This window comes from Actinomyces graevenitzii C83 (assembly GCF_000239695.1).
In the GTDB taxonomy this organism is placed as follows: Bacteria; Actinomycetota; Actinomycetes; order Actinomycetales; family Actinomycetaceae; genus Actinomyces; species Actinomyces graevenitzii.
Genome location: NZ_JH470338.1, coordinates 762,394 through 784,411, shown reverse-complemented (window position 1 = coordinate 784,411; position 22,018 = coordinate 762,394). Strand labels below are relative to the sequence as shown.

At 57.7% G+C, this 22,018-nt stretch carries 15 protein-coding genes and 1 pseudogene; 10 read left to right on the top strand and 6 right to left on the bottom strand.

Going from position 1 to position 22,018, the window contains the following annotated elements; all coding sequences use genetic code 11:
* Positions 1 to 263: 263 nt before the first annotated feature.
* Positions 264 to 1,946 carry an energy-dependent translational throttle protein EttA gene (gene ettA, locus HMPREF0045_RS03450; protein WP_005985546.1) on the top strand — a complete coding sequence of 561 codons (1,683 nt, stop codon included), beginning with the start codon at positions 264 to 266 and terminating at the stop codon, positions 1,944 to 1,946.
* A 135-nt stretch (positions 1,947 to 2,081) separates the two neighbouring features.
* Here ettA and HMPREF0045_RS03445 read toward each other — a convergent pair whose 3' ends face one another.
* On the bottom strand, positions 2,082 to 3,122 hold the full coding sequence (locus tag HMPREF0045_RS03445; RefSeq protein WP_005985544.1) for an acyl-CoA thioesterase: 1,041 nt from the start codon (positions 3,120 to 3,122) through the stop codon (positions 2,082 to 2,084).
* Positions 3,119 to 4,822, bottom strand: a complete 1,704-nt coding sequence (ptsP, locus tag HMPREF0045_RS03440; RefSeq protein WP_005985542.1) for a phosphoenolpyruvate--protein phosphotransferase — start codon at positions 4,820 to 4,822, stop codon at positions 3,119 to 3,121. The genes HMPREF0045_RS03445 and ptsP overlap by 4 nt, the downstream gene beginning before the upstream one ends.
* A 214-nt stretch (positions 4,823 to 5,036) precedes the next feature.
* Between ptsP and malQ the strand changes: the two genes are divergently transcribed.
* The 4 genes from malQ to HMPREF0045_RS03420 all read left to right on the top strand — a co-directional run bounded on the left by malQ (position 5,037) and on the right by HMPREF0045_RS03420 (position 10,974).
* Positions 5,037 to 7,181, top strand: a complete 2,145-nt coding sequence (malQ, locus tag HMPREF0045_RS03435; RefSeq protein ID WP_005985540.1) for a 4-alpha-glucanotransferase — start codon at positions 5,037 to 5,039, stop codon at positions 7,179 to 7,181.
* 203 nt (positions 7,182 to 7,384) lie between these two features.
* Positions 7,385 to 7,795: a helix-turn-helix domain-containing protein gene (locus tag HMPREF0045_RS03430; protein WP_005985538.1), complete on the top strand. Its 411-nt coding sequence runs from the start codon at positions 7,385 to 7,387 to the stop codon at positions 7,793 to 7,795.
* Complete coding sequence (locus HMPREF0045_RS03425; RefSeq protein WP_005985536.1) at positions 7,795 to 8,655, top strand: IS3 family transposase; 861 nt, start codon at positions 7,795 to 7,797, stop codon at positions 8,653 to 8,655. The genes HMPREF0045_RS03430 and HMPREF0045_RS03425 overlap by 1 nt, the downstream gene beginning before the upstream one ends.
* 276 nt (positions 8,656 to 8,931) lie before the next feature.
* On the top strand, positions 8,932 to 10,974 hold the full coding sequence (locus HMPREF0045_RS03420) for a glycosyl hydrolase family 28-related protein (RefSeq protein WP_005985534.1): 2,043 nt from the start codon (positions 8,932 to 8,934) through the stop codon (positions 10,972 to 10,974).
* A 79-nt stretch (positions 10,975 to 11,053) separates the two neighbouring features.
* Here HMPREF0045_RS03420 and HMPREF0045_RS03415 read toward each other — a convergent pair whose 3' ends face one another.
* A complete protein-coding gene (locus tag HMPREF0045_RS03415) occupies positions 11,054 to 11,284 on the bottom strand; it encodes a glucose PTS transporter subunit EIIB (protein ID WP_005985532.1) in 231 nt (76 codons plus the stop codon).
* Positions 11,285 to 11,551: 267 nt separating this feature from the next.
* Complete coding sequence (locus HMPREF0045_RS03410; protein WP_005985530.1) at positions 11,552 to 12,898, bottom strand: PTS transporter subunit EIIC; 1,347 nt, start codon at positions 12,896 to 12,898, stop codon at positions 11,552 to 11,554.
* A gap of 353 nt (positions 12,899 to 13,251) precedes the next feature.
* On the opposite strand from HMPREF0045_RS03410, the gene HMPREF0045_RS03405 reads away from it, so the two are divergent.
* Complete coding sequence (locus HMPREF0045_RS03405; RefSeq protein WP_005985528.1) at positions 13,252 to 13,482, top strand: glucose PTS transporter subunit EIIB; 231 nt, start codon at positions 13,252 to 13,254, stop codon at positions 13,480 to 13,482.
* Entirely contained in the window at positions 13,479 to 13,937 is a 459-nt protein-coding gene (locus tag HMPREF0045_RS03400; protein ID WP_005985526.1) for a PTS sugar transporter subunit IIA, read from the top strand. Before HMPREF0045_RS03405 ends, HMPREF0045_RS03400 begins: the two co-directional genes overlap by 4 nt.
* Positions 13,938 to 14,098: 161 nt before the next feature.
* Here the strand turns inward: HMPREF0045_RS03400 and pepN are convergent.
* Positions 14,099 to 16,656: pseudogene (gene pepN / locus HMPREF0045_RS03395) on the bottom strand (aminopeptidase N).
* Positions 16,657 to 16,853: 197 nt separating this feature from the next.
* Positions 16,854 to 18,911 carry a M13 family metallopeptidase gene (locus HMPREF0045_RS03390; RefSeq protein WP_005985520.1) on the bottom strand — a complete coding sequence of 686 codons (2,058 nt, stop codon included), beginning with the start codon at positions 18,909 to 18,911 and terminating at the stop codon, positions 16,854 to 16,856.
* 75 nt (positions 18,912 to 18,986) lie between these two features.
* Here HMPREF0045_RS03390 and HMPREF0045_RS03385 point away from each other — a divergent pair, with 75 nt between their 5' ends.
* The 3 genes from HMPREF0045_RS03385 to HMPREF0045_RS03375 all read left to right on the top strand — a co-directional run bounded on the left by HMPREF0045_RS03385 (position 18,987) and on the right by HMPREF0045_RS03375 (position 21,909).
* The gene (locus tag HMPREF0045_RS03385; RefSeq protein WP_005985518.1) at positions 18,987 to 19,430 is read left to right on the top strand and encodes a ribose-5-phosphate isomerase; all 444 of its coding nucleotides are present in this window, start codon (positions 18,987 to 18,989) and stop codon (positions 19,428 to 19,430) included.
* Positions 19,430 to 20,506 carry an Fpg/Nei family DNA glycosylase gene (locus HMPREF0045_RS03380; RefSeq protein WP_005985516.1) on the top strand — a complete coding sequence of 359 codons (1,077 nt, stop codon included), beginning with the start codon at positions 19,430 to 19,432 and terminating at the stop codon, positions 20,504 to 20,506. Before HMPREF0045_RS03385 ends, HMPREF0045_RS03380 begins: the two co-directional genes overlap by 1 nt.
* Positions 20,507 to 20,649: 143 nt before the next feature.
* Positions 20,650 to 21,909, top strand: coding sequence for an alpha/beta fold hydrolase (locus HMPREF0045_RS03375; protein ID WP_005985514.1), 1,260 nt, complete (start codon positions 20,650 to 20,652; stop codon positions 21,907 to 21,909).
* Positions 21,910 to 22,018: the final 109 nt, after the last annotated feature.

Here is a 22,018-nt window from a genome sequence, read left to right as displayed (position 1 = left end):
CCTTAGCTGATTAACCGGTGGCCGGGTCCTTTTAGGACCTGGCCACTTGTGTTTTGCCCTGCACTGTTTTTACTGCGCACTGTTTTGAGGCGCTGGCCTGTCAACTGGCAGCTGATGGCTCTGGGGACCAACACCGAGATCCTTAAAGCTCAGCTGGCAGACTAAGCGTCGTCGGCGCGGGAGCTGAAATTGACTGGCGCCACGGGTAAAATAGCCCTGGATTGTTTTGCGCTCAGGCGTGCATATTCAAGCGAAAGGCTAACGTGGCAGAGTACATCTACCAGATGATCAAGGCCCGCAAGACCATTGGTGACAAGGTCATTCTCGACGACGTCACCATGGCTTTCTTCCCCGGAGCCAAGATCGGTATGGTCGGCCCCAACGGTGCCGGTAAATCCTCGATCCTAAAGATCATGGCTGGTCTAGATCAGCCCTCCAACGGCGAAGCTCGCCTCAGCCCCGGTTACACGGTAGGTATCCTCATGCAGGAGCCGATCCTCAACGAGGAAAAAACCGTACTGGGTAACGTAGAAGAAGGCGTCGCCGACATTAAAGGCAAGCTTGACCGCTACAACGAAGTCAGCGCCCAGATGGCAGATCCGGATGCAGACTTTGACGCCCTGCTTGAAGAAATGGGTAAGCTGCAAGACCAGCTCGACGCCGCCAACGCCTGGGATCTAGACTCCCAGCTGGCCCAGGCTATGGATGCCCTACGCTGCCCCCCGGCAGACGCCATGGTAAAGAACCTCTCCGGTGGTGAGCGCCGTCGTGTGGCCCTATGCAAGCTACTGCTAGAAGCCCCCGACCTCCTACTACTAGATGAGCCCACCAACCACCTGGACGCCGAGTCCGTGCTCTGGTTGGAGCAGCACCTATCAACCTACAAGGGTGCGGTTATCGCCATCACCCACGACCGTTACTTCCTAGACCACGTAGCCCAGTGGATCGCTGAGGTAGACCGTGGTCACCTCTACCCCTATGAGGGCAACTACTCCACCTACCTGGAAACCAAGGAAAAGCGTCTAGAAGTCCAGGGTAAGAAGGACGCCAAGCTAGCCAAGCGCCTTAAGGACGAGCTGGAGTGGGTACGTTCCTCCGCCAAGGGTCGCCAAACCAAGTCCAAGGCCCGTCTGGCCCGCTATGAGGAAATGGCCGCTGAAGCCGAGCGCACCCGCAAGCTCGACTTTGAAGAAATCCAGATTCCCCCGGGCCCGCGCCTGGGCTCGGTGGTACTTGAAGCTACTAACCTGCAAAAGGGCTTTGACGGCCGCAGCCTAATCAACGGCCTGTCCTTCACCCTGCCGCGTAACGGTATTGTGGGTGTGATCGGCCCTAACGGTGTTGGTAAGACCACCCTGTTCAAGACCATTGTGGGCCTAGAGCCTCTCGATGGGGGAGAGCTCAAGGTTGGCTCCACCGTGAAGCTGTCCTATGTAGACCAGAACCGCGCCGGTATCGACCCCAACAAGACCCTGTGGGAAGTTGTTTCTGACGGTCTGGACTACATTCAGGTAGGCAATGTGGAGATGCCTTCACGCGCCTACGTGGCCGCTTTCGGTTTCAAGGGTGCAGACCAGCAAAAGCCCGCCGGCGTGCTTTCCGGTGGTGAGCGTAACCGCTTGAACCTGGCCCTTACCCTCAAGCAGGGCGGTAACCTGCTGCTGCTGGACGAGCCCACCAACGACCTAGACGTGGAAACCCTCTCCAGCCTGGAAAACGCCCTGCTGGCATTCCCCGGTTGCGCCGTGGTTATCACCCACGACCGTTGGTTCCTCGACCGCGTAGCCACCCACATTCTGGCTTGGGAAGGCACCGACGAGCACCCCGACAACTGGTACTGGTTCGAGGGTAACTTCGAAGCTTACGAGAAGAACAAGGTTGAGCGTCTAGGCCCCGACGCCGCCCGTCCGCACGCGGTCACCTACCGTAAGCTCACCCGCGACTAAGCAGCTGGGTCTGACCAAACAAATCTAGACCTGGTCAAACAAAGCTAGAGAAAGGTTGTTGCCGCCGCACTTAGTGCGGCGGCAACAACCTTTTATTTGTCTTACGACTCGTGTTGGCTTGCGCTATGACCGGCTTTAGCCGTCTAGTTGCACGGCCCAGTTACCACTGGATTTTTGGCCCTCACGCGGAATGCGAATCATGCCTTCCTGGCTAATTGAGGAAACCAACTGGCCAGCCTGGTTATACACCAGGGCCCGGGCGGCGGCGCGCCCACCACTAGAACTAGGTGAATCCTGCACAAACAGTAGCCAGTCGTTGACGTTAACATCACGGTGGAACCATTGAGCATGGTCGAGGGTAGCTAGGCTCATGCCTGGGCTACGCCACGACAGGCCCTGACTACGCAGCGCTGGTTCCAGCATGATCTGGTCACACACATAAGCCAAAATAGCCCGGTGTACCATCTGGGTGGCACTGGCCGGCACCGCTCCGCGCACCTTAATCCACACATGCTGGTGGCTGTCAGGCTGCTTGGGAGGCTGCAGATACAGATTGCCTTCCACATGACGCACATCAAAGGCCGCTGTGCGCCCCAAGAACCGCGCCACGGGATGATCCACGTTACGGAAAATAGCCAGGGCACTAACTAGCTCTTCAGGTCCGGGCACCTTAGGCATTGGCTCATACAAATCAACGCCATCTTGGCGCTTTTGGAAAGAAGCGATAACGGTGGCCATATTGCGTCCATCCTGACTGGCACGCACCTGGCGCTGAGAGAATGAGCGCCCATCACGAAGCGCCTCAACCTCATACTGCACCGCTCTTTCCGGATTACCGCCACCCACAAAATAGGTGTGCAAAGCGTGCAACTGACGCTCATAGCTATCACCTGGGGTGGTGTCAAAGCAGGCAGCTGCCGCCAGCACCGCCTGGCCAAGGACCTGACCGCCATAGATGCGCCCCGACAGCTGGGGGAGGGAATCGCCCTCAAAGCGCCCCATCACGGTGCCAGGTGGGAAGCCCTCAGTGTCCCCACCGACGCCGTCGAGCCGGGCACAAGCCTCTAAATCGCTCTCTTCAGGGTCCCAAAACTCAAGCGCACGAAGCGCCAGAGACCGGGTGACCCCAGCCAAAGGCTCTTCGTGCGCTAGTGGAACCGGATACGGTTCAATCACAGACCAAGTTCCTCAAGGATCGGCAGCTCGGCGCGGACAGCGGCGCGGGCTTCCTCAGCCTCGGCGCAAGCCAGGGCGATGTCAGCTAGGCGCTTGCAGTCCTCACGGGTGACGCTCTTGAGTACGGCGTCAACGTCGGCCAGGGCGCGAGAGGTCATGGACAGCGAGGCTACGCCCAGACCCACCAGCACTACGGCCAGGGCCGGGTCAGCAGCGGCTTCACCACACACACCCACCGGGGACTTCTTCTCGCTGGCGGCGGCGCCGTCGCAAGCGATCTTTAGCAGACGCAGCACGGCAGGCTGCCAGGGGGTGTTCAGGTCAGCTAGAGAACCGAGCATACGGTCAGCGGCCATCACGTACTGGGTCAGGTCGTTGGTGCCCACCGAAGCGAAGTCGGCGTACTTGAACATGTGGTCAGCCATAGCCGCAGCTGAGGGGACCTCAATCATCATGCCGGCGAAGTCTAGGCCGTAGGAGCGGGCCTTCTCGGTGAAGGCCTTGGCCTCAGCAGGGGTGGAGATCATGGGGGCCATGACCCACACCTTGGCGTCAGTGTCGGCGGCAGCCTTGGCTAGAGCCTCTAGCTGGTGCTCTAGCACCTCGGGGCTGCGGCGGGCGGTACGGTAAGCGCGTACACCCAGAGCCGGGTTGGCCTCGGAGGTGTCGGTTAGGAAGGGCAGCGGCTTGTCAGCGCCGGCGTCGAGGGTACGTACTACAACCTTCTTACCGGGGAAGGCTTCAAAGACCGGGCGGTAGGAGTTGTACTGGTCTTCAACCGAAGGCTCTTCGGGCTGGTCCAGGAAGCAGAACTCGGTACGGAACAGGCCGATACCCATGGCGCCAGCGGCGGCAGCCTTGCGGGCGTCTTCAGCGTCACCAACGTTAGCTAGCAGCTGCACCTCGATGCCGTCAGCGGTGGCGCCGTCGCCGTGGAATTCACGCACCACACTGGCCAGCTCACGGGCCTTACGTAGCTGCTCCTCGCTGGGGTCGAGGAAGATTTCGCCCTTGGTGCCGTCTAGCAGCACGATTTCGCCTTCAATTAGCTGCTTGGCTACTTCTTCACCGGTACCAACGATGGCCGGGATGCCCAGGGCGCGAGCCAAAATGGCGGTGTGGGAGGTGGGGCCGCCCTCGCTGGTTACGAAACCGATTACCTTGTCGGGGTCTAGCAGTGCAGTGTCAGCCGGGGCTAGGTCAGCAGCAACTAGGATGAAAGGCTCGGGGCGGGTAGGAATACCGGGCATGGGGGCGTCGGTTAGCACGGCCACGATACGGTCGCGTACGTCGCGTACGTCGCGAGAACGCTCAGCCATGTAACCACCCAGGGACTCAAGCATGGTGGCTAGCGAGTCGGCGGCCTCCCACACAGCGCGCTCGGGGGTGATGCCACGGTCGCGCACTAGCGCCTGAGCTGAAGAGGTTAGGGTGGGGTCTGCGGCCATCTGGGCAGTGGTCTCAAGTAGAGTGCGGCCCTCATCCTTGGCTTCTGCGGCAGATAGTTCCAGGCCCTTCTTAACCTTAAGCGCGGCGGCGGCGATACGCTCGGCTTCGGCGTCGACGTCGGCGCCGGCGGGTAGGTTGGCGACTGCGGGCTCCTCAATTCCGGGGGCCATCCGTGCCACCGGACCGCCTACACGGCCCGGGCTTACGCCGATACCGTGCAGGGTTAGAGTGGAGTTTTCCGCTGCGGTCATTGCTGTCTCCTTGCTGCGATTGGGGGCTACGGCACCTCACGTCGTCACCGGATTGGTAACGTAGGTAACGCCGTTTGCTGTGGTTATCGTATGTCTTTTTAGTGACGGGCGAAACCTCTTGCGGAAAATTTCTGTATTAGGTAGTCGACCAGCATGGACTTGTTGCGTTAACATCACCGTAACGAGTCCATACAACCGATTAGGCAGCCGCTGCATGAGCGAAAATTTCGAATGGCAACAGCCTGAGCCGGCCGTAATTGAACTAGCCCAAGCCCACGGTGTGGGCACCGAGTATTGGGACTACTACGGCAATCAGGCCAATCCTTCCCGTCAGACTCTGTTGGCAGTTTTAACTGCACTTGGGGTAGACGTTTCTAGCGACGAAGCAATTGCGCGTTCACTGGAGGATGCGCACCTGGGTTTTTGGCGCCAAACTCTGCCCGGTTTCACCGTGGTACGTCAGGGGCATTGGAAGCATGTACCGGTGCATGTTCCCGATGGCTCTAGCGTGCGCGTAGACGTGGTGCTGGAAACTGGCGGCACTGTTGCGCTTGAACAGGTAGATGACTGGGAACCTCCACGCTGGATTGACGGCGTATTTACTGGCCAGGCCTCCTTTGGCCTACCCACCGATTTACCGCTGGGCTGGCATGAGCTAGTGGCTTATGTGGGTGACGACGCCCAGGGCGTGCGCGCCCCGATGGCAGTTGTGCCCGACAAGCTAGAACTGCCTGCCGCCTTGGGTAAGCACAGCTACGGCGTGATGACCCAGCTGTACTCAGTGCGTTCAAAGGATTCCTGGGGCATTGGCGACCTGGATGATCTAACCGAGCTAGCTAGCTTCTTAGGTGATGAGGGCGCTGACTTTATCCTGATTAACCCGCTACACGCCGGTGAGGTGGTTTCGCCACTGACTGACTCACCTTACCTACCGGTGACGCGTCGCTTTGTTAACCCGATTTACATTCGCCCGGAAAACATTGCTGAGGTAGCACGTCTAAGCGGCCCGCAGCGTTCCTTGCTGCACTGGGGTCTAGATGAGTTGCGCCCGCTAAACACTTCTGCTGCCCCCATTGACCGCAACGTAGTGTTTAAGGCTAAGCGTGAGGCTTTCGAGGTTATTTACGACGCCGGCCGTTCACGTTCACGTCAGCGCGACTTTGAGCGTTTCCGTGCTGAACAAGGCGAGGGCTTAGAGCGTTTTGCGCTTTGGTGTGCGCTTTGTGAAAAGTACGGGCCGATGAAGTCTTGGCCTGAGCGTCTGCATGACGCTAACAGTGCTTTTGTGGCTAATGAAGCTCACGCTTTGGCTGGCCGCATTGACTTCTATGCTTGGCTGCAGTGGATTGCTGATGAGCAGCTACAGCGCGCCCAGGCTGAAGCTAAGGCCTCAGGTATGTCTTTGGGTATCATGCATGACCTGGCGGTTGGTATTAACCCGCACGGGGCTGATGTGTGGACCAGTCCGGAGGTATTTGCTGCTGGCGTGAGCGTAGGTGCCCCGCCGGACATGTATTCACCGCTGGGCCAGAACTGGTCTCCGCCGCCCTTTAGCCCCACCGGCCTGGCTAAGGCTGGCTACGCACCGCTGCGCGACATGGTACGCACAGTGCTGCGTCACGCGGGTGCGCTGCGCCTAGACCACGTGATGGGCTTCTTTAGGCTCTGGTGGATTCCTGAAGGTCACAGCCCCAAGGAAGGTGCCTACGTTTACTACGACTATGAGGCCATGATCGGCGTAGTGCTGCTAGAGGTGCAGCGCGCTGGGGCCCTGGTGATTGGTGAAGACCTGGGCACGGTTGAGCCTTGGGTACGCGCGCACCTGGCTGAGCGCGGAGTGCTAGGCACCAGCGTGTTGTGGTTTGAAAAGATGGAAGGCGATTGGCCGCTATATGCCGACCGCTACCGCGTAGATGCACTTTCTACGGTTAACACCCACGACCTGCCGCCCACCCCGGGTTACCTGGCTGATGAGCACGTGGCTTTGCGTTCACGTCTGGGCCTGCTTGACTGCGATAAGGAAGTTGCGCTGCGTGACTCGCGTGAAGAACGCGAAAAGATGCTGATTCGCCTGCGTGAATACGGTCTGCTAAGCGATGACCCCACTGAGCGTGAGGTTATTGAGGCCCTCTATGCCTACGTTTTGCAGACTCCCTCACGTTTGGTGGGTGTGTCTTTGGTCGACGGCGTAGGTGAGCGTCGCACCCAGAACCTGCCTGGCACTGGTGAGGACGAGTACCCCAACTGGAAGATGCCTTTGTGTGATGGCAGTGGCGATCCGGTACTGGTGGAAGATCTGCCCAACAATGCTCGCCTGCTAAGCCTCTTGGCAGTGGCTCGCGCTGGTGTAGTTAAGTAGACACTGACCAGATTAAACTTTGCCCCCTTACTGCTCAGTGAACTGCCTCCCGTTTCTTGGACATCGAAATTGAAGTCCAGGGAATGGGAGGCTTTTCATGTCTGCGGGTTTGCGGTTGAGGCATGATCGTTTGCTTCGGGAGCAGGCGGTGGAGATGTTTGAAAGGGGCTTTAGCTATAAGTTTGACCGCCAGGAGACTGGGTGTGTCTGCCGAGACTGTGAGAGGGTGGCAGAAGACGTACCGCGTAATTGGGAAGGACGGGCTTCTTGCCATGGGAGTTAAGCACGCCAGATACGACTATGAGACCAAGGTCGCCGCAGCGAGGGCCGTGGTTGATGGTGGGATGAGTAAGCCTGAGGCGATGACGCGTTTCGGTATTGCGAGTGCGACATCGTTGAAGCAGTGGTGCAGGCTGTACCGTGAGGGCGGCGCGCAGGCCCTGATGCCCAAGCCCAAGGGCAGGCCAAAGGGATCAGGTATGGGGGCGGTGCCACCAACGCGCGAGGAGGAACTCGCCGAGCGCGTGCGCAAGCTTGAGGCGCAGGTGGCGTACCTAAAAAAATCGATTGCCCTGAAGGCGCACAGGCGCTCCCAAACCGGGACAAAGCCCTAGTGGTCGCCGAGCTTTCAGGGCATGGACACGCGGTGCGTGATCTCCTCGAGGCGGCCGGCCTTGCCAGGTCGAGCTACTACTACGCGCTGGCTCACCCTCAGCAGCCAACTAGAGCGCAGCTACGTCCCAAGGTCGCCCAGATCTTTTCGCGTACCCCCAACGGGTGCGGTCACAGGCAGGTAGCCATGTGCCTGCGCGCTGAGGAAGGGGAACGCATTGCTGACAAGACGGTCTTGAAGATAATGCGCGAGATGGGGTTGCGCTGCGGCATATGCCGCGAGAGGGCCTACCACAGGTACAACTCCTACAAGGGATCCGTGGGGCAAAGCTTCGACAACATCATCGGCCGCGACTTCACAGCCGATGGGCCCTGGCAGAAATTGGGTACCGACGTCACCGAGTTCAAGCTCTCCTTCGGTAAGGCCTACCTCGCTCCGGTCTACGATTTTGCCAGCAAAGAGATCGTTGCCCACTCCATCTCCATGCGCCCCAACCTCGCTCAGCAACAAGAGATGCTCCAGATGCTCATGGAGGCCAAACCCGCAGGGGCCGAGCCGATCTTGCACTCGGACATGGGTTGGCAGTACCAACACGAGACCTATATCAGAACGCTCGCCGATAACGGTTTCATCCAGAGCATGTCACGCAAAGGCAACTGCATCGACAATGGCGCCACCGAACAGGTCTTCGGGCACCTCAAGGACGAATTCTTCCGCGGCCGAGACTGGCAAACCTTCGAGAGCTTCAAAGCCGACCTCGATGCCTACATCACGCACTGGAACACAACAAGACGCCAAGTAAAGCTCAAGGGCCTGACCCCGGCAGAATACCGGGATCAGGCCCTGCGGGAAGCCGCATAACGGCTACCATTTAAAGCGTCCAAGTTCCGGGACGCAGTTCACAGCAGTAAGGGGGCAATTGTTTTTCAATAAATGGCTATAAATAATTACTAGTTTTGATACTGTCTAAATTACTTTAAAAAGTGATTAACGAATAGCCTTCCTTAAGGTTTCCTGAATGTTCTCTTTATTGAATCTAAAAAGCGAAACAAAGGCATAACAGATTGACAACATAAGTGGCATGTGATATAATTTATATCGATATGTTAAGTCATATCTGAAAGGGAATTTCGTATTATGAATGTTAAACGGTTACTTACCGTTACGGCAGCATTAGCCACTTTCGCTGCCACTCCGCTGGCTTATGCCGCGCCTGCCCCGCAGGCAACTAACTACGGTTTGACCACCTCAGACAAGTCTGTAACTGCTGCTGAAGCAGCCAAATATGGGGCCAAAGTGGCCTACTCTCGCTATGAAGCCACTAACGCTAAGCTAACTAATGCCAAGCGGGTAGATTCTACCGGTTTGGAATCTACCGCTATTGAGGCCTCAAACCAGTCTTATGTTGAGCTGTCTAGCAAAGACTCTGCAGTTACTTTTAAGGTAGCTGAAGCAGCTGACGCACTTACCGTGCGTTTCACTCTTCCTGACGGCGCTAACGGCAAGCTGGCCGTTAAGGTAAATGGCAAGACAGTGTCTACCCTAGATTTAACTTCCAAGCACGCTTGGCAGTACGTGGACGGTAGTGTTGCCCACAACTACAAGACCGCCAATTCTAAGGCTCGTTTCCGCTTTGATGAGGTGCACACTTTGCTGGGCACCAAAGTTAAAGCTGGCGACACCATTTCCTTGGTTAATGTCTCTGACAACTCAACCGCTTGCGGAATTGACTTCATTGAACTTGAAGAAGCCGGCGCAGCTATCGCTAAGCCTGCCGGAGCAATCAGCATCGCTGACAAGGGTGCAAAGGCTAACGACGGCGCAGATGACACCGCCGCCTTTAACAGCGCCCTAGAAGAGGCTAAAAAGACTGAAGCCAAAACTGTTTACATCCCCGCCGGCCAGTATGACTTTAATGGCAAGCTGGGTGTAAATGGTCAGGACATTAAAATTGTTGGTGCCGGTATGTGGTACAGCCACGTGCACTTTACTGCTGACAAGCAATACGGCGGTGGCTTCGACTTTGACCACAACAGCAACAACATTGTGCTTTCCGACTTCTATATGAGCTCGGAGCTGACCAACCGCTACGACGAAACCAAGGAAAAAGCCCAGTACAAGGCAATTGCTGGCTCACTTGGTAAAGACTCTAAGGTTAAAAACCTGTGGATCGAGCACTTTGAATGCGCCGCCTGGATTGGTGACTACGCAGCTGCTGCTGACCGCAAGGACACCAACAACCTGGTAATCGAAAACTCCCGCATCCGCAACAACCTGGCTGACGGAGTTAACTTCGCTCAGGGTACGATCAACTCTAAGGTGATCAACTCCAGCGTACGCGGTAATGGTGATGACTCTCTGGCTTCATGGGCCAGCACGGATGACCGCACTAAGGCACCTATCACTGAGAACAACAAGTTCCTTAACAACACCATTGAGCTGGGCTGGCGTGCAGCCGGCGTAGGTTTCTTTGGTGGTAAGGGCCACGAGGTGTCCGGAAACCTGATTAAAGACGTGTTCTCCGGCGCTGGTATCCGCGTAAACACGGTATTTGAGGGTCACAACTTCGACCTGAACACCTCCGGTATTGCTATCCACGACAATATGCTCATCCGCACCGGCACCTCTGACGATTTCTATGGCAAGGTGCGTGGCTCAGTGGACTTCGAACGCGACCGCGCCGACATTAAGGGCATTGCTTTTACCGGCAACAAGATCGTGGCTCCTTTTGTAACCGCCGAGACCGCTAACTTTGATCTGTCTAATGGCGCTAACAAGATTGCCAACAACACTGTTTACGCAAAGTACGTACCCGAATCGGCTCCGGCTAGCTCAAATGCTAAGCAGGTGGTCAACAAGGATATCGACACTGGCGCTACCCTGAAGGAAAACAGCAACTGGAAGCTGTACTACTACAGCCACGACCAGGCCAGCAACGGCACCACCGTGCGCTACTGGCGTTCCAAGGTTAAGGCCATCCACGTAACCAAGGACATGACCTACTCTAAGCAGGGTAACTTGAAGGTCTACAACTTCACCGCTGGTGACATTCCCCAGTACCTGCCTGAAAACTCAACCAAGTTTGTTCAGGACTACAAGTACGAGGGCGAAGTTAAGCTCGACAAGAGCCAGAACGACAATGGGGAAGCAGCCCTGATCCGTTTCTGGTCTCACAAGTGAGTCCAAGCGCGTTAACTAACGCATAGCAAAAATGGTCCCTGGCTTTTGGCCAGGGACCATTTTCTCGTAGTAGCGAGTTTTAACGAAGCTTGTTGATTTCCTCAGCCACCTTCTCAGCGCTGGGGCCAACGATCACCTGTACAGTCTTACCGACGGTTACGACACCGAAAGTACCAGCCTTGCTCAAGGCCTCTTCATCTACCAGTGCGGGATCGACCAGTTGTGAACGTAGGCGAGTGATGCAGGCTTCTAGGTCGGTGATGTTGTCACTGCCACCAAGCGCATCGATAATCTGCTGAGCCTGAGTCATTCTGTCTCCTCCCTGTTGGCTAACTATTGACCAATATCATATCTTTTGCGGTCACATGGAACCACCACTTTAGGGAGCAGACTCCCTATTTAAAAGCTGGCTACCAGCACTAATAATCAAATCTGCAAGCGCTAGCTGCACAAGTTTTAATTGTTAGCAGCTGCTTTTGAGCAGATGAGCGATTTTTGGATAGCTAAAGAAAAAGTAGGGGCGGGGGCTAAGCCCCACCCCTACTTCGAAATGATTCAGCCAGAAATATGGTCTAGATCAGGCCTTACGAGCAGCCTCAGCGTTCTTACCAGTACGCTCAGCGGCCTCGCTCTGGGCGCTAGCAAAGGCGTCAGCACCCTCTTCTTCCTCACGACCAGGAGTGTGGAAGTTGAACTTCTTGATCAGGAAGCTGAACAGGAAGTAGTAGATCACCGCGTAGATCAGGCCGATGATAACCAGCAGGATCGGGCCTTGGAAGACACCACCAGATAGGTCAGCAGACTTACCGAAGTTGATTACGTAGTCGATGAAACCTGCCGAGAAGGAGAAGCCATCCTTAATGCCAAGCGCATTAACCACCACCAGTGCGGTACCGGTCAAGATAGCGTGTACTACGTACAGTGGGAAGGCTACGTAAGCGAAGGCGTATTCCAGGGGCTCAGTAACACCGGTGAGGAAGGCAGTTAGGGCCACAGAGATCATCAGGGCGCCAGTAGCCTTCTTCTTAGCCGGGTAGGCCGAGCGCCACATGGCCAGGGCGGCCGCAGGCAGAGCAAACATCATGATCGGGAAGAAACCGGTCATGAAGTTACCGGTCCAGGCGTTGGTTTCAGGAGTGCCCTGGAAGAAGCAGGTCAGGTCACCGTGCAGGGTCTCGCCCTGCTTGGTCAGGCTCTGGCAGTTACCTAGCTGGAACCAAGGCAGGGAGTTCCACAGGTGGTGTAGGCCGAAGGGGATGAGCAGGCGGTTAACCACACCGTAAACGAAGTAAGCTACCGAGCCGCCGATGCCGCCGTGGGCCCCAGCATGCATTAGCCAGCCACCAAACTTTTCGTTAATGAGCCAGTTGAAGGCCGGGTAAATGGCACCCATTACGGTAGCAATCAGAACTGCTGCGCCAGAGGTGATAATCGGTACAAAGCGGCGCCCACCGAAGAAAGCCAGCCAGTCCGGTAGCTTAATACGGTAGAAACGCTGCCATAGCAGAGCAGCGGTAATACCGATGATGATACCGCCGAGTACGCCATAGTTGATCTTGGCGTCGGGGCCTGCCGGGGCACCCCAGAACTTTGCTAGGGCGTCAAGCACGCCCTTAAAGACCAGGAAACCAAACAGGCCGGCCACAGCCGTAGAGCCGTCAGACTTCTTAGCGAAACCTACGGCCACACCCACCGCGAAGATCAGCGGCAGGTTGTCAAATACCGCGCCACCGGCGGCGGCCAGCACATCAGCAACCGGCTGCATCCAGCCGACGTGCTTGGATAGGCCGTCGGCGCCGAGCACATCGGCTTGGCCTAAACGCAGGAGTAAACCAGCTGCGGGCAGCGTGGCAATGGGGAGCATAAGGGAGCGGCCCATACGCTGCAATGCGGCGAAACCAGAACCCTTCTTCTTTGTAGTCACAGTGTTCTCCAGAGAATCGGCACAGCAACAATGCCGTGCACACTAAAACCAGTCACGGGGGATGACTGGTGCCTACCGGGGGCAAGCCCCTGATGTGTGTAATTGAAACACTCCTGCATAGCAGCGTCAACAAAAACACACAAGGTCGAACAGCTTCCCACAGAAAACTATTCTCACCACCACTTATGTTACTCACTATTTCGCAAGCAAACCAAAGTTTTACCACATTGAAACCAACATTTTCCGTTATCATGTAACCAGAGCTCGCCTTAGGTGCAGCTTGACTTTGGCGTGGTCGCCAAGGTTTTAACAATAGGTGGTTTTTAGCTACCGCGATCCTAAAAGGAGCCAATATGTCTCAGGCACAGCAGATTGTTGACGCCCTCGGCGGTTTTGACAACATTGTTGAAATTGAGCCGTGCATTACCCGTCTGCGCTGTGAGCTGGAGGACGCCAGCGTAGTAGATGAGGCAGCTCTCAAGAGTGCCGGCGCCCACGGGGTGCTGGTCATGGGTGACACTGTGCAGGTAATCGTCGGCCCCAACGCTGACAATATCAGTGAGGACATTGAGGACCTACGGTGAGCCTGTCAGTCCTAACTCCCCTTCCCGGCACAGTGGTTGCCATTGAGGATGTTCCGGACGCAGTCTTTGCCCAAAAGTTTGTGGGACCCGGGGTCGCCGTCGACCCTATCCGCAATGGTCAGGACGTAACCGTGCTAGCCCCCGTAAGCGGCAAGCTAGCTAAGATTCATCCTCACGCCTTCGTGATCCTTACCGAAGCAGGCGTAGGTGTACTAGTCCACCTGGGGCTAGACACAGTGACCCTGCAAGGTAAGGGCTTCGAATTGCATGCCAAAGAAGGCAGCCAGGTCAGTGTTGGTGACCCGGTTGTCACCTGGAACCCCACTGCCATTGAGGCCTTGGGATTCAACCCGATTTGCCCAGTGATCACTATGGAAGTAGCTGAAGAGAACTTAGCTCTACCACAGCCCGGTACCGCAGTAAATACGGGGGATAAGCTGCTAAGCGTCAACTAGCGCGCTCCAGCCAAAACTGCCACTAAAAGCCGGCACAAATCTTGGCGAATCCAGGGCAGATCTTGACTAAGCGGCACAAGTCTTGGCTAAGCCAAGGCAAGTCCTGGCAAATACAGTGGGGGCCCAGTTCCAAGGAACTGGGCCCCCACTAGCGTTTAAACTCAGGCTACGGCCTGCGCGCCTAGTACGCGCTTAACGTCGTCGAGGTTTTCACGCACAATACGCTGCAAGGCGGCGGGGGAGTCAGTGTGGGTTTGCAGCCACTGCTCCAGCACGCCCTGGGCGTCGACGTCGTCCAAACCAACTGCCGGCAGCGGGAAGATACCGGCCAGGATCGACTCAGCCATGTGGAAGGTACGCGAGCTCCACACCTGCTCAACGATCTGCCCATAAGCCTCCACGAAGGGGGCTAGCAGCTGCGGGTGGCGAGTGACATTGAGGAAACCACGCAAAGACTTAGCCAGGGTTTCGTTAGGAATTGAGGCGTCAGTGACCAGCTTTTCCCAAGCCTGGGCCTTAGCCTGCGGCGAAGGCAGGGCGCAGCGAGCCTCCGAGGCACGCTCGCGACCAGTGGTGGTCACGTCACGCTCAGCCTCAGCGGCAATCTCAGCCTCACCAAAGCGGCCGGCGGCCACCAGGCTGATCAGCAGCTCCCAACGCAGATCCTGATCCACAACCAGGCCCTCAAGTGGGGCTGAGCCATCAAACCAGCCCACCACGCGCTCAATCTGCTCACCGGTTAGGGCGTGGGCAGCGGCGGCCTTAGCCAGCTGCAGCTGGGTGTCGCTACCGGGGGCGGCCTCCTGGGCCAGCTGGGCCAGGGCGCGGGCAGCGTGCTCAATGTACTCCAGGCGCTGGGCCGGGGGCAGGTACAGGCCCACCACCGTAGCCACCTTGGCGATCAGGCCACGCACCACGGAAGAGTGAGTCTCTACGCTCAGGGCCTCCAAAGCGGCCGGCAGGAACTGGGCGGCGCTGATCTCGGCGTCACGCACCATGTCCCAGGCGCTAGCTAGCGCGATGGAACGCGGCAGCGAAGCGGTAAATGCGGTGATGTGCTTGAGCGCAAAGTCCGCCGAAGCCTCATCCAGACGCACCTTGGCGTAGGTTAGGTCGTCGTCGTTAATCAGGATTACATCCGGGCGAGGCGAGCCCACCAGCTCGCTGACCACGGTGCTGGCGCCGTCGACGTCGATCTCAATGCGAACGCTGCGCTCTAGCTTGCCGTTAGCATCCATGGCGTAACCACCAATAGCTACGCGGTGGGGACGCAGTGAGGCGGGCGAGCCAGCGGGGATCTCCTGGTCAAGCACGAAGCTGGTGATAACGCCCTGCTCATCTACCTCTAGGCGCGGACGCAGGGTAGTAACCCCAGCTTCCTGCAGCCATAGGCGAGCCCAGGTGGATAGGTCGCGGCCGCTGGTGGCCTCCAGCTCACGCAGCAGGTCGTCAAACTCGGCGTTGGCGTAGGCGTGGGCAGCCAGGTAGTTCTTAATGCCTGCGAAGAACTTGTCGCGGCCTACGTAACCCACTAGCGCGGCCAGTACGGAGGCGCCCTTGGCGTAGGTGATGCCGTCAAAGTTAACTTCGACGTCGTGCAGGTCCTTGATCTCTGCGGCCACCGGGTGGGTGGAGGAGAGCTGATCCTGGTTGTAAGCCCAGCCCTTCTCAATGGTCTGGAAGGTGGTCCAAGCGTCGCTCCAGCGGGTGGCTTCAGCTACCGCCAGGGTGGAGGTGTACTCGGCGAAAGACTCGTTTAGCCACAGGTCATTCCACCACTTCATGGTGACCATGTCACCAAACCACATGTGGGCCAGCTCGTGCAAAATGGTTACCGCGCGGCGCTCAACCAGAGCCTCAATGGGGCGAGAGCGGAAAATGTAGTCGTCACGGTGGGTGACGCAGCCAGCGTTCTCCATGGCACCGGCATTGAATTCAGGCACAAAGATCTGGTCGTACTTTTCGAAGGGGTAGGCGGTGCCAAACAGCTGCTCGAAGTACTCAAAGCCAGCCTTGGTCAGGTTGAGGATTTCCTCGCTGTCCATGTGCTCAGCCAGGGAGCGGCGGCAGTAGGTACCCAGCTCAACCTGGCGGCCATCGCCAGCCACGTAGGTGTCGGTGGCGCCCACATAGGGGCCGGCCACAATCGCAGTCACATAAGACGAGAGCGGACGAGTGGGGGCGAAGTGGAAGGTGTGGGTGCCCGCCTGCTCAGCTACCGGGGTGGGGTGGGGGAGTTAGAAAATACCGTCCAGCTCTCAGGGGTCTTAACGGTGAAAGTGAAAGAAGCCTTAAGGTCAGGCTGCTCAAAGACAGTGAAAACGCGGCGGCTGTCGGGCACCTCAAACTGGCTGTAAAGGTAGGTGAGCCCATCAGCGGGGTCAACAAAGCGGTGTAGACCCTCACCGGTGTGCATGTAGGCGCAGTCAGCCACTACTTCCAGCTCATTGTGCTCAGCTAGGTTCTCTAGAGCAATGCGGCTGTCGTGGTAGACGGCCAGCGGGTCCAGGTCAACCCCGTTAAGCTTGATCGAATGAACGGCGGGGGCAATTAGGTCAATAAAGGTGCTCGCCCCGGCCTTGGCGTCAAAACGCGCCACGGTAACAGAGCGGAAGGTCTCCTCGCCCTGGGTTAGGTCCAGGTCGACGGCGTACTCGCGAGTAGTGATGATGGCAGCGCGCTCGCTGGCCTCCACTCGCGTGAGGTTAATGCCGGGCATTGACTCTCCTAAAAATACTAGTAGTAGTGCTGCTTATCTTACGCGAACTAAAGTGAAAGCTTTGACCCGCTTAGCCGTCAGGCTAAGCGGGTCAAGGTTTAACAGGTGGTGGCTGGCTGCCTGGATCTGGCTAGTTAGCCGTGCTAGTTACCTAGTGCTTTGGTGGCAGCTAGCTGCCTGGAACTAGCCAGCTGGGCTTACCAGATAGTTACGCGCTGGTCAGGATCCAGGTACAGCTCATCGCCGGGGACCACATTGAAGGTCTCATAGAACTCATCCAGGTTGCGCACAATACCGTTGCAACGGAATTCGTTAGGCGAGTGCGGGTCGGTGGCCAGCAGCAGCTCAGCACGCTCCAGGCGGCTCTTTTGCTGCCAGATGCGGGCCCAAGAGTAGAAGAACCGCTCCAAAGCGCTCAAACCATCAATCACCGGGGCCTGGTCAAAAGACTCAACGCCCTTACGGGCCAAAGCCAGCTTGTAGGCCTTTAGGGCAATACCCAAACCACCCAGGTCACCAATGTTCTCACCAATAGTCAGCGCGCCCTTAACATGGGGAGCCGCCTGGCCCAACTGCTCATAGTGGGCAGCCACATCTGCGGGCACATACGCGTCATACTGGGCAATTAGGGCGCCGGTACGCTCCTCAAAAGCCTTACGGTCAGCCTCAGTCCACCAGTCACGCACCGCACCGGTGCCATCAAAAGTGGAGCCCTGGTCATCAAAACCGTGGCCGATCTCATGACCAATAACCGCGCCGATACCAGCGTAGTTAACGGCGTCGTCGGCCTCTAAATCAAAGAAAGGCGCCTGCAAAATAGCTGCCGGGAAAACAATCTCATTCATCACCGGGTTGTAGTAGGCGTTGACGGTCTGCGGCGTCATGTGCCACTCGTCGCGGTCCACCGGCTTACCCAGCTTGCCTGCCTCATAGGCGGTTTCAAAAGCCTCAGCGGCGCGCACATTACCTACCAAATCGGTGGCGCTTAGCTGCAAAGAGCTGTAGTCGCGCCACTTAGTGGGGTAGCCAATCTTAACCGTGAACTGCTCCAGCTTAGCCAAAGCCTCTTGGCGGGTAGCCGGGCTCATCCACTCCAGCTGGCTAATAGAGCCACGGTAAGCCTCCAGTAGGTCCGCCACCAGCACATCCATAGCTTCCTTATTGGCGGCCGGGAAATGGCGGTGCACGTAAAGCTTGCCCAGGGCCTCACCCAAAGTGCCCTCAACCAGGCTCACCCCACGCTTCCAACGTGGACGCTGGGCATCAATGCCCTGCAGCTTACGCGAGTAGAAATCAAAGCTTTCGGTGGAAATCTCCTGGCTCAGCAGCCCTGCGCGCGAGTGCAGCACATGCCAAATAATCCAGGCACGCACATCCTCAAGGTCGCTTTCCTGCCACACCTTAGCGGCCTTAGGCAGGTAGTCAGGCTGGCCCACAATAACCTCACGGTTAAAGAAGCCCTCACCCACCACCTTAGCGGCCGCACTAGACCAGACCTCAAGCGGCAAACCTTGCGCGCTAGAGACCACATCAGCCCAGTTCATGGGGTTATTCATAGCCTCAATGTCACGGCACCGCACCGCATCCCAGTGCCCGGCCGCGAGCGCCGTCTCCAGCTTCATAACGGCCTGGGCGATCTCCGCACCCTGGCGGCCCAAACGCTGGTCATAGCCACTTAAAGTGAACATGTTAGCGATGTGAGCGGTATAAGCCTGGCGCAGCGCCGCCTTATCCTCTTCACGGTAGTAAGCCTCATCAGGCAGGCCCAAACCAGCCTGGGAAACCCACACGGTGTAACGCTCAGGGTCATTAAGGTCAACCTCAACCCCAGCTCCAATCGGGCCATGGAAAATCGCAAACAGCTTAGCGCCCATAACGCTAGCCAGCTCATCCTTGCTGGAGGCGCTAAACAGCTCGGCTACATCAGCTTCCAGCGGAGCCACACCGGCCGCATTAACCGCAGCCTCATCCATAAAAGACTTATACAGCGCACCGATCTGATAAGCCTCACCGCTAGCCTGACCGGCCTCAGTCTGCTTAGCGCAGTCCTCAATAATCTGGCGGCAAGCCAGCTCAGCGCCGTCGCGCAGCTCCATAAAAGAGCCGGCAGAAGGACGATCATCGGGAATCTTAACGGTGCGCAGCCAAGTGCCGTTTACATAGCGGTACAGGTCATCTTGCGCCCGCACACTAGTATCCATATCTGCAGGGTTCAGCACACCCGCAACTAGCTGGGCAGTATTTTCATTCGTCATAAAACTATCTTAGCCGCTGCCCTTAGCGCTTTGACTTAGTTTTCTTTACGCCAATAACCGGGCACAATTGGTTACATGCGCGTACATATTGCTGCAGACCATGCAGGTTACGAACTCAAAGCCATCGCCATCACTCACCTAGAAAACAACGGACATGAGGTTATTGACCACGGCGCATTAACCTACGACCCCCAAGACGACTACCCTTCCTTCTGCTTTGAAGCCGCCCAGGCCACTGTTAACGACCCCGGCAGTCTAGGCATCGTAATTGGTGGCTCGGGCAACGGCGAGCAAATCGCCGCCAACAAGGTCCGTGGCGCCCGCGCCGCCCTAGCCTGGAACCTGCAAACCGCCCGCCTAGCCCGTGAGCACAACAACGCCAATGTGGTTGGTATCGGCGCCCGCATGCACACCAGCGAAGAAGCCCTAGAAATCATCGACGCCTTCCTAGCCGAGCCCTACAGCAACGAGCCGCGCCACCAGCGCCGCATCGAGATCCTCGCTGACCTTGAGGCCTGATGCCTGAAGGACACACAATTCACCGGCTGGCAAAGTCCCTAAACATCCTGTTTGGGGACCGCCAGCTGCAAGCATCTAGCCCCCAAGGTCGCTTCTCCCAGGGAGCCGCCCGCCTAGATGGACAAGTTTTTATCAGCTCCTACGCCCACGGCAAACACCTACTGGCAGCTTTCGCCCCCGCCGCCGACGTCGCCCTAGACTCACCCGCCATCACCTGGCTACACACCCACCTGGGTCTATACGGGGCCTGGAACTTCGACGGCGACACTACCTTCGTTGTGCCCAAAGTCTTCGACGCCCCTGCCTTAGAAGTAGGTTCACGCAGCGGCCTGCCAGGCATTAAAGAACTAGGTGGACACTCTGGCGGCAGCGCGCTCGCGGGCCTGACAGTGTCTACCCGTGAGGCTTTAAGTCAGCCCGAAGGGGTTGCCGCCACCGTTGGCTCTGGCAAACCACGCCCAGATTTGAAGCTCCCCGAGGGCAAACTAGCTCCTGGACAGTGGCAACCTGCGCCCCCTAAAGGTGCGGTGCGTCTACGTCTAGTTAGTAAGCATGGGGTGGCTGATCTATCGGGCCCCACCACCTGCGAACTGTTGGATTTAGAGGGCGTTAAAGCGGTTGAGGCACGCCTGGGTCCAGACCCGCTAGCCCCGGGAGAAACAGCCGAAGGGAAAACAACCTTTATCGCTAACGTACGCCGGCGCCGTCGGGCCATTGGAGAGCTACTGATGGACCAGTCGGTAATAGCCGGGGTGGGCAACATTTACCGGGCCGAATCGCTTTTCCGGGCTGGCATCAGTCCACGCCGCCAAGGCGTCAATATCAGTGCGCAGCGCCTGAGCAAACTATGGGATGACAACGCTGCGCTAATGGCGCACGGGGTAGCTACCGGTCTAATTACCACCGTTAACTCCGATGACGTGCCTGAACCCTTACCCCCCGATGACCCTGAGGCTGGACGCTGGTATGTCTACCACCGCACCGGGCGGCCCTGCCTACGCTGCGGCACCCCAATTGCTGGCGACATGATGCAGGGTCGTACCCTGTTTTGGTGTCCGCGCTGCCAGGGGCGCTAATGGGTGCGCCGCTGTGGCATTAGGCTCGGCAGCAATGAGTGCACTTAAAGGCTAGACGGCCTTAAAAGCGCTAAGGGAGCTAACCAAGGCTCCAAAATCAGTACAAAAATCAATGCAAATTTAAGCGCAACAAAGGAGCATAAATGGCTAAGCTGCAATCAACTACTTGGACTAAAGACGCTAGCGGGGTGCTTACCCGCGAGCACCGCCTACAGGTGCCGCTAGTTCACGGCGACGCCAGCGACAAGCGCACCATTACGGTGTATGCGCGCGAAGTAGCCATGGCTGGGGCAACCGATCGTGAGGCCCTGGTTTATCTGCAAGGGGGGCCCGGCTTTGAGGCTCCCTACCCCTATGTCGACGGCGGCCTGGGTTGGCTAGCTGAGCCGCTTAAGCACTACCGCCTGATTTTGCTAGACCAGCGCGGCACCGGTAACTCCACTCCGGTGGGCCGGCCCTGGGCTGACACGCAGACCATGGTGGAGTACCTAACCCACCTGCGTTCAGATTCCATTGTGGAAGACGCCGAGGCTTTGCGCCAGGCCCTGGGTATTGAACGCTGGAGCCTAATAGGCCAGTCTTTTGGTGGTTTTTGCGTAACCCGCTACGTCAGCGCACACAGCGAAAGCCTGCACCACGTCTACCTCACCGGTGGCCTGCCGGCAGTGGGCCACAGCTTGGATGAGGTTTACACGGCCACCTACGCGGCTATGCGCGAAAAGTCCGAGCAGTTCTATGCCCGTTTCCCTGGCGACCGCGAGCGCATGTCTAACCTGCTAGAAATGGCCGACGCCGGCAAGCTACACACCGTGCATGGTGACGTTATCGGGGTTACCCGCCTGCGTAGCCTGGGTATGCTGCTAGGGGCTAGTGGCGGCGCGGATGTGCTGCACAACCTGCTCAGTCAGGAGCCTGGTTCTTGGCGTCAGCGCTGGGATATTGGTGAGCAGCTGGCCTTTAGTGCCCGCAACCCGCTGTATGCCTTCATCCACGAGTCTTGCTGGGCTGATGGGCAGGTAACTAACTGGGCGGCGGTGCGCACCCTGCCGGAAGATTTTAAGTCAGACCCCACCTTGCTAACCGGTGAGCACGTTAGCCCCAAGTTCTTTGAGGAAGACTCGCTGCTGCGTGACTGGGCTGACGTGGCCCAGGCGCTAGCTGAGTACCCCTGGCCGCAGCTGTATTCGCCCCAGGCCATGCGTGCCAGCCAGGTTAAGGGCGCGGCGGCAGTGTACTTCCGTGATGCTTATGTGCCCGTACAGTTCTCGCTGGAAACCGCAGCTTTGGTCCCCGGCCTGCAAACCTGGGTGACCAGCGAGTATGAGCACAACGGGGTACGCGCCAGTGGGGGAGCGGTGTTTGCCCGCCTGCATGAGCTGGCCACCGGTAAGGTGCTGCGCTAACAGTGCCAGCTGCCGCAAAGCCGGTGTTCTAGGTAAGCACCAGGTGGCAGCTGCTAAGTTGACATCTGCTGACTCCTAGATAGCGCTAAGAAATAAGAAGGGACCCCAC

What these genes read in the sequence shown, in the direction of transcription:
- ptsP (WP_005985542.1), bottom strand. Translation starts at nt 4,822, where the DNA reads ATGACCGCAGCGGAAAACTCCACTCTAACCCTGCACGGTATCGGCGTA.
- malQ (WP_005985540.1), top strand. Translation starts at nt 5,037, where the DNA reads ATGAGCGAAAATTTCGAATGGCAACAGCCTGAGCCGGCCGTAATTGAA.
- HMPREF0045_RS03420 (WP_005985534.1), top strand. Translation starts at nt 8,932, where the DNA reads ATGAATGTTAAACGGTTACTTACCGTTACGGCAGCATTAGCCACTTTC.
- HMPREF0045_RS03415 (WP_005985532.1), bottom strand. Translation starts at nt 11,284, where the DNA reads ATGACTCAGGCTCAGCAGATTATCGATGCGCTTGGTGGCAGTGACAAC.
- HMPREF0045_RS03405 (WP_005985528.1), top strand. Translation starts at nt 13,252, where the DNA reads ATGTCTCAGGCACAGCAGATTGTTGACGCCCTCGGCGGTTTTGACAAC.
- HMPREF0045_RS03390 (WP_005985520.1), bottom strand. Translation starts at nt 18,911, where the DNA reads ATGACGAATGAAAATACTGCCCAGCTAGTTGCGGGTGTGCTGAACCCT.
- HMPREF0045_RS03385 (WP_005985518.1), top strand. Translation starts at nt 18,987, where the DNA reads ATGCGCGTACATATTGCTGCAGACCATGCAGGTTACGAACTCAAAGCC.
- HMPREF0045_RS03380 (WP_005985516.1), top strand. Translation starts at nt 19,430, where the DNA reads ATGCCTGAAGGACACACAATTCACCGGCTGGCAAAGTCCCTAAACATC.
- HMPREF0045_RS03375 (WP_005985514.1), top strand. Translation starts at nt 20,650, where the DNA reads ATGGCTAAGCTGCAATCAACTACTTGGACTAAAGACGCTAGCGGGGTG.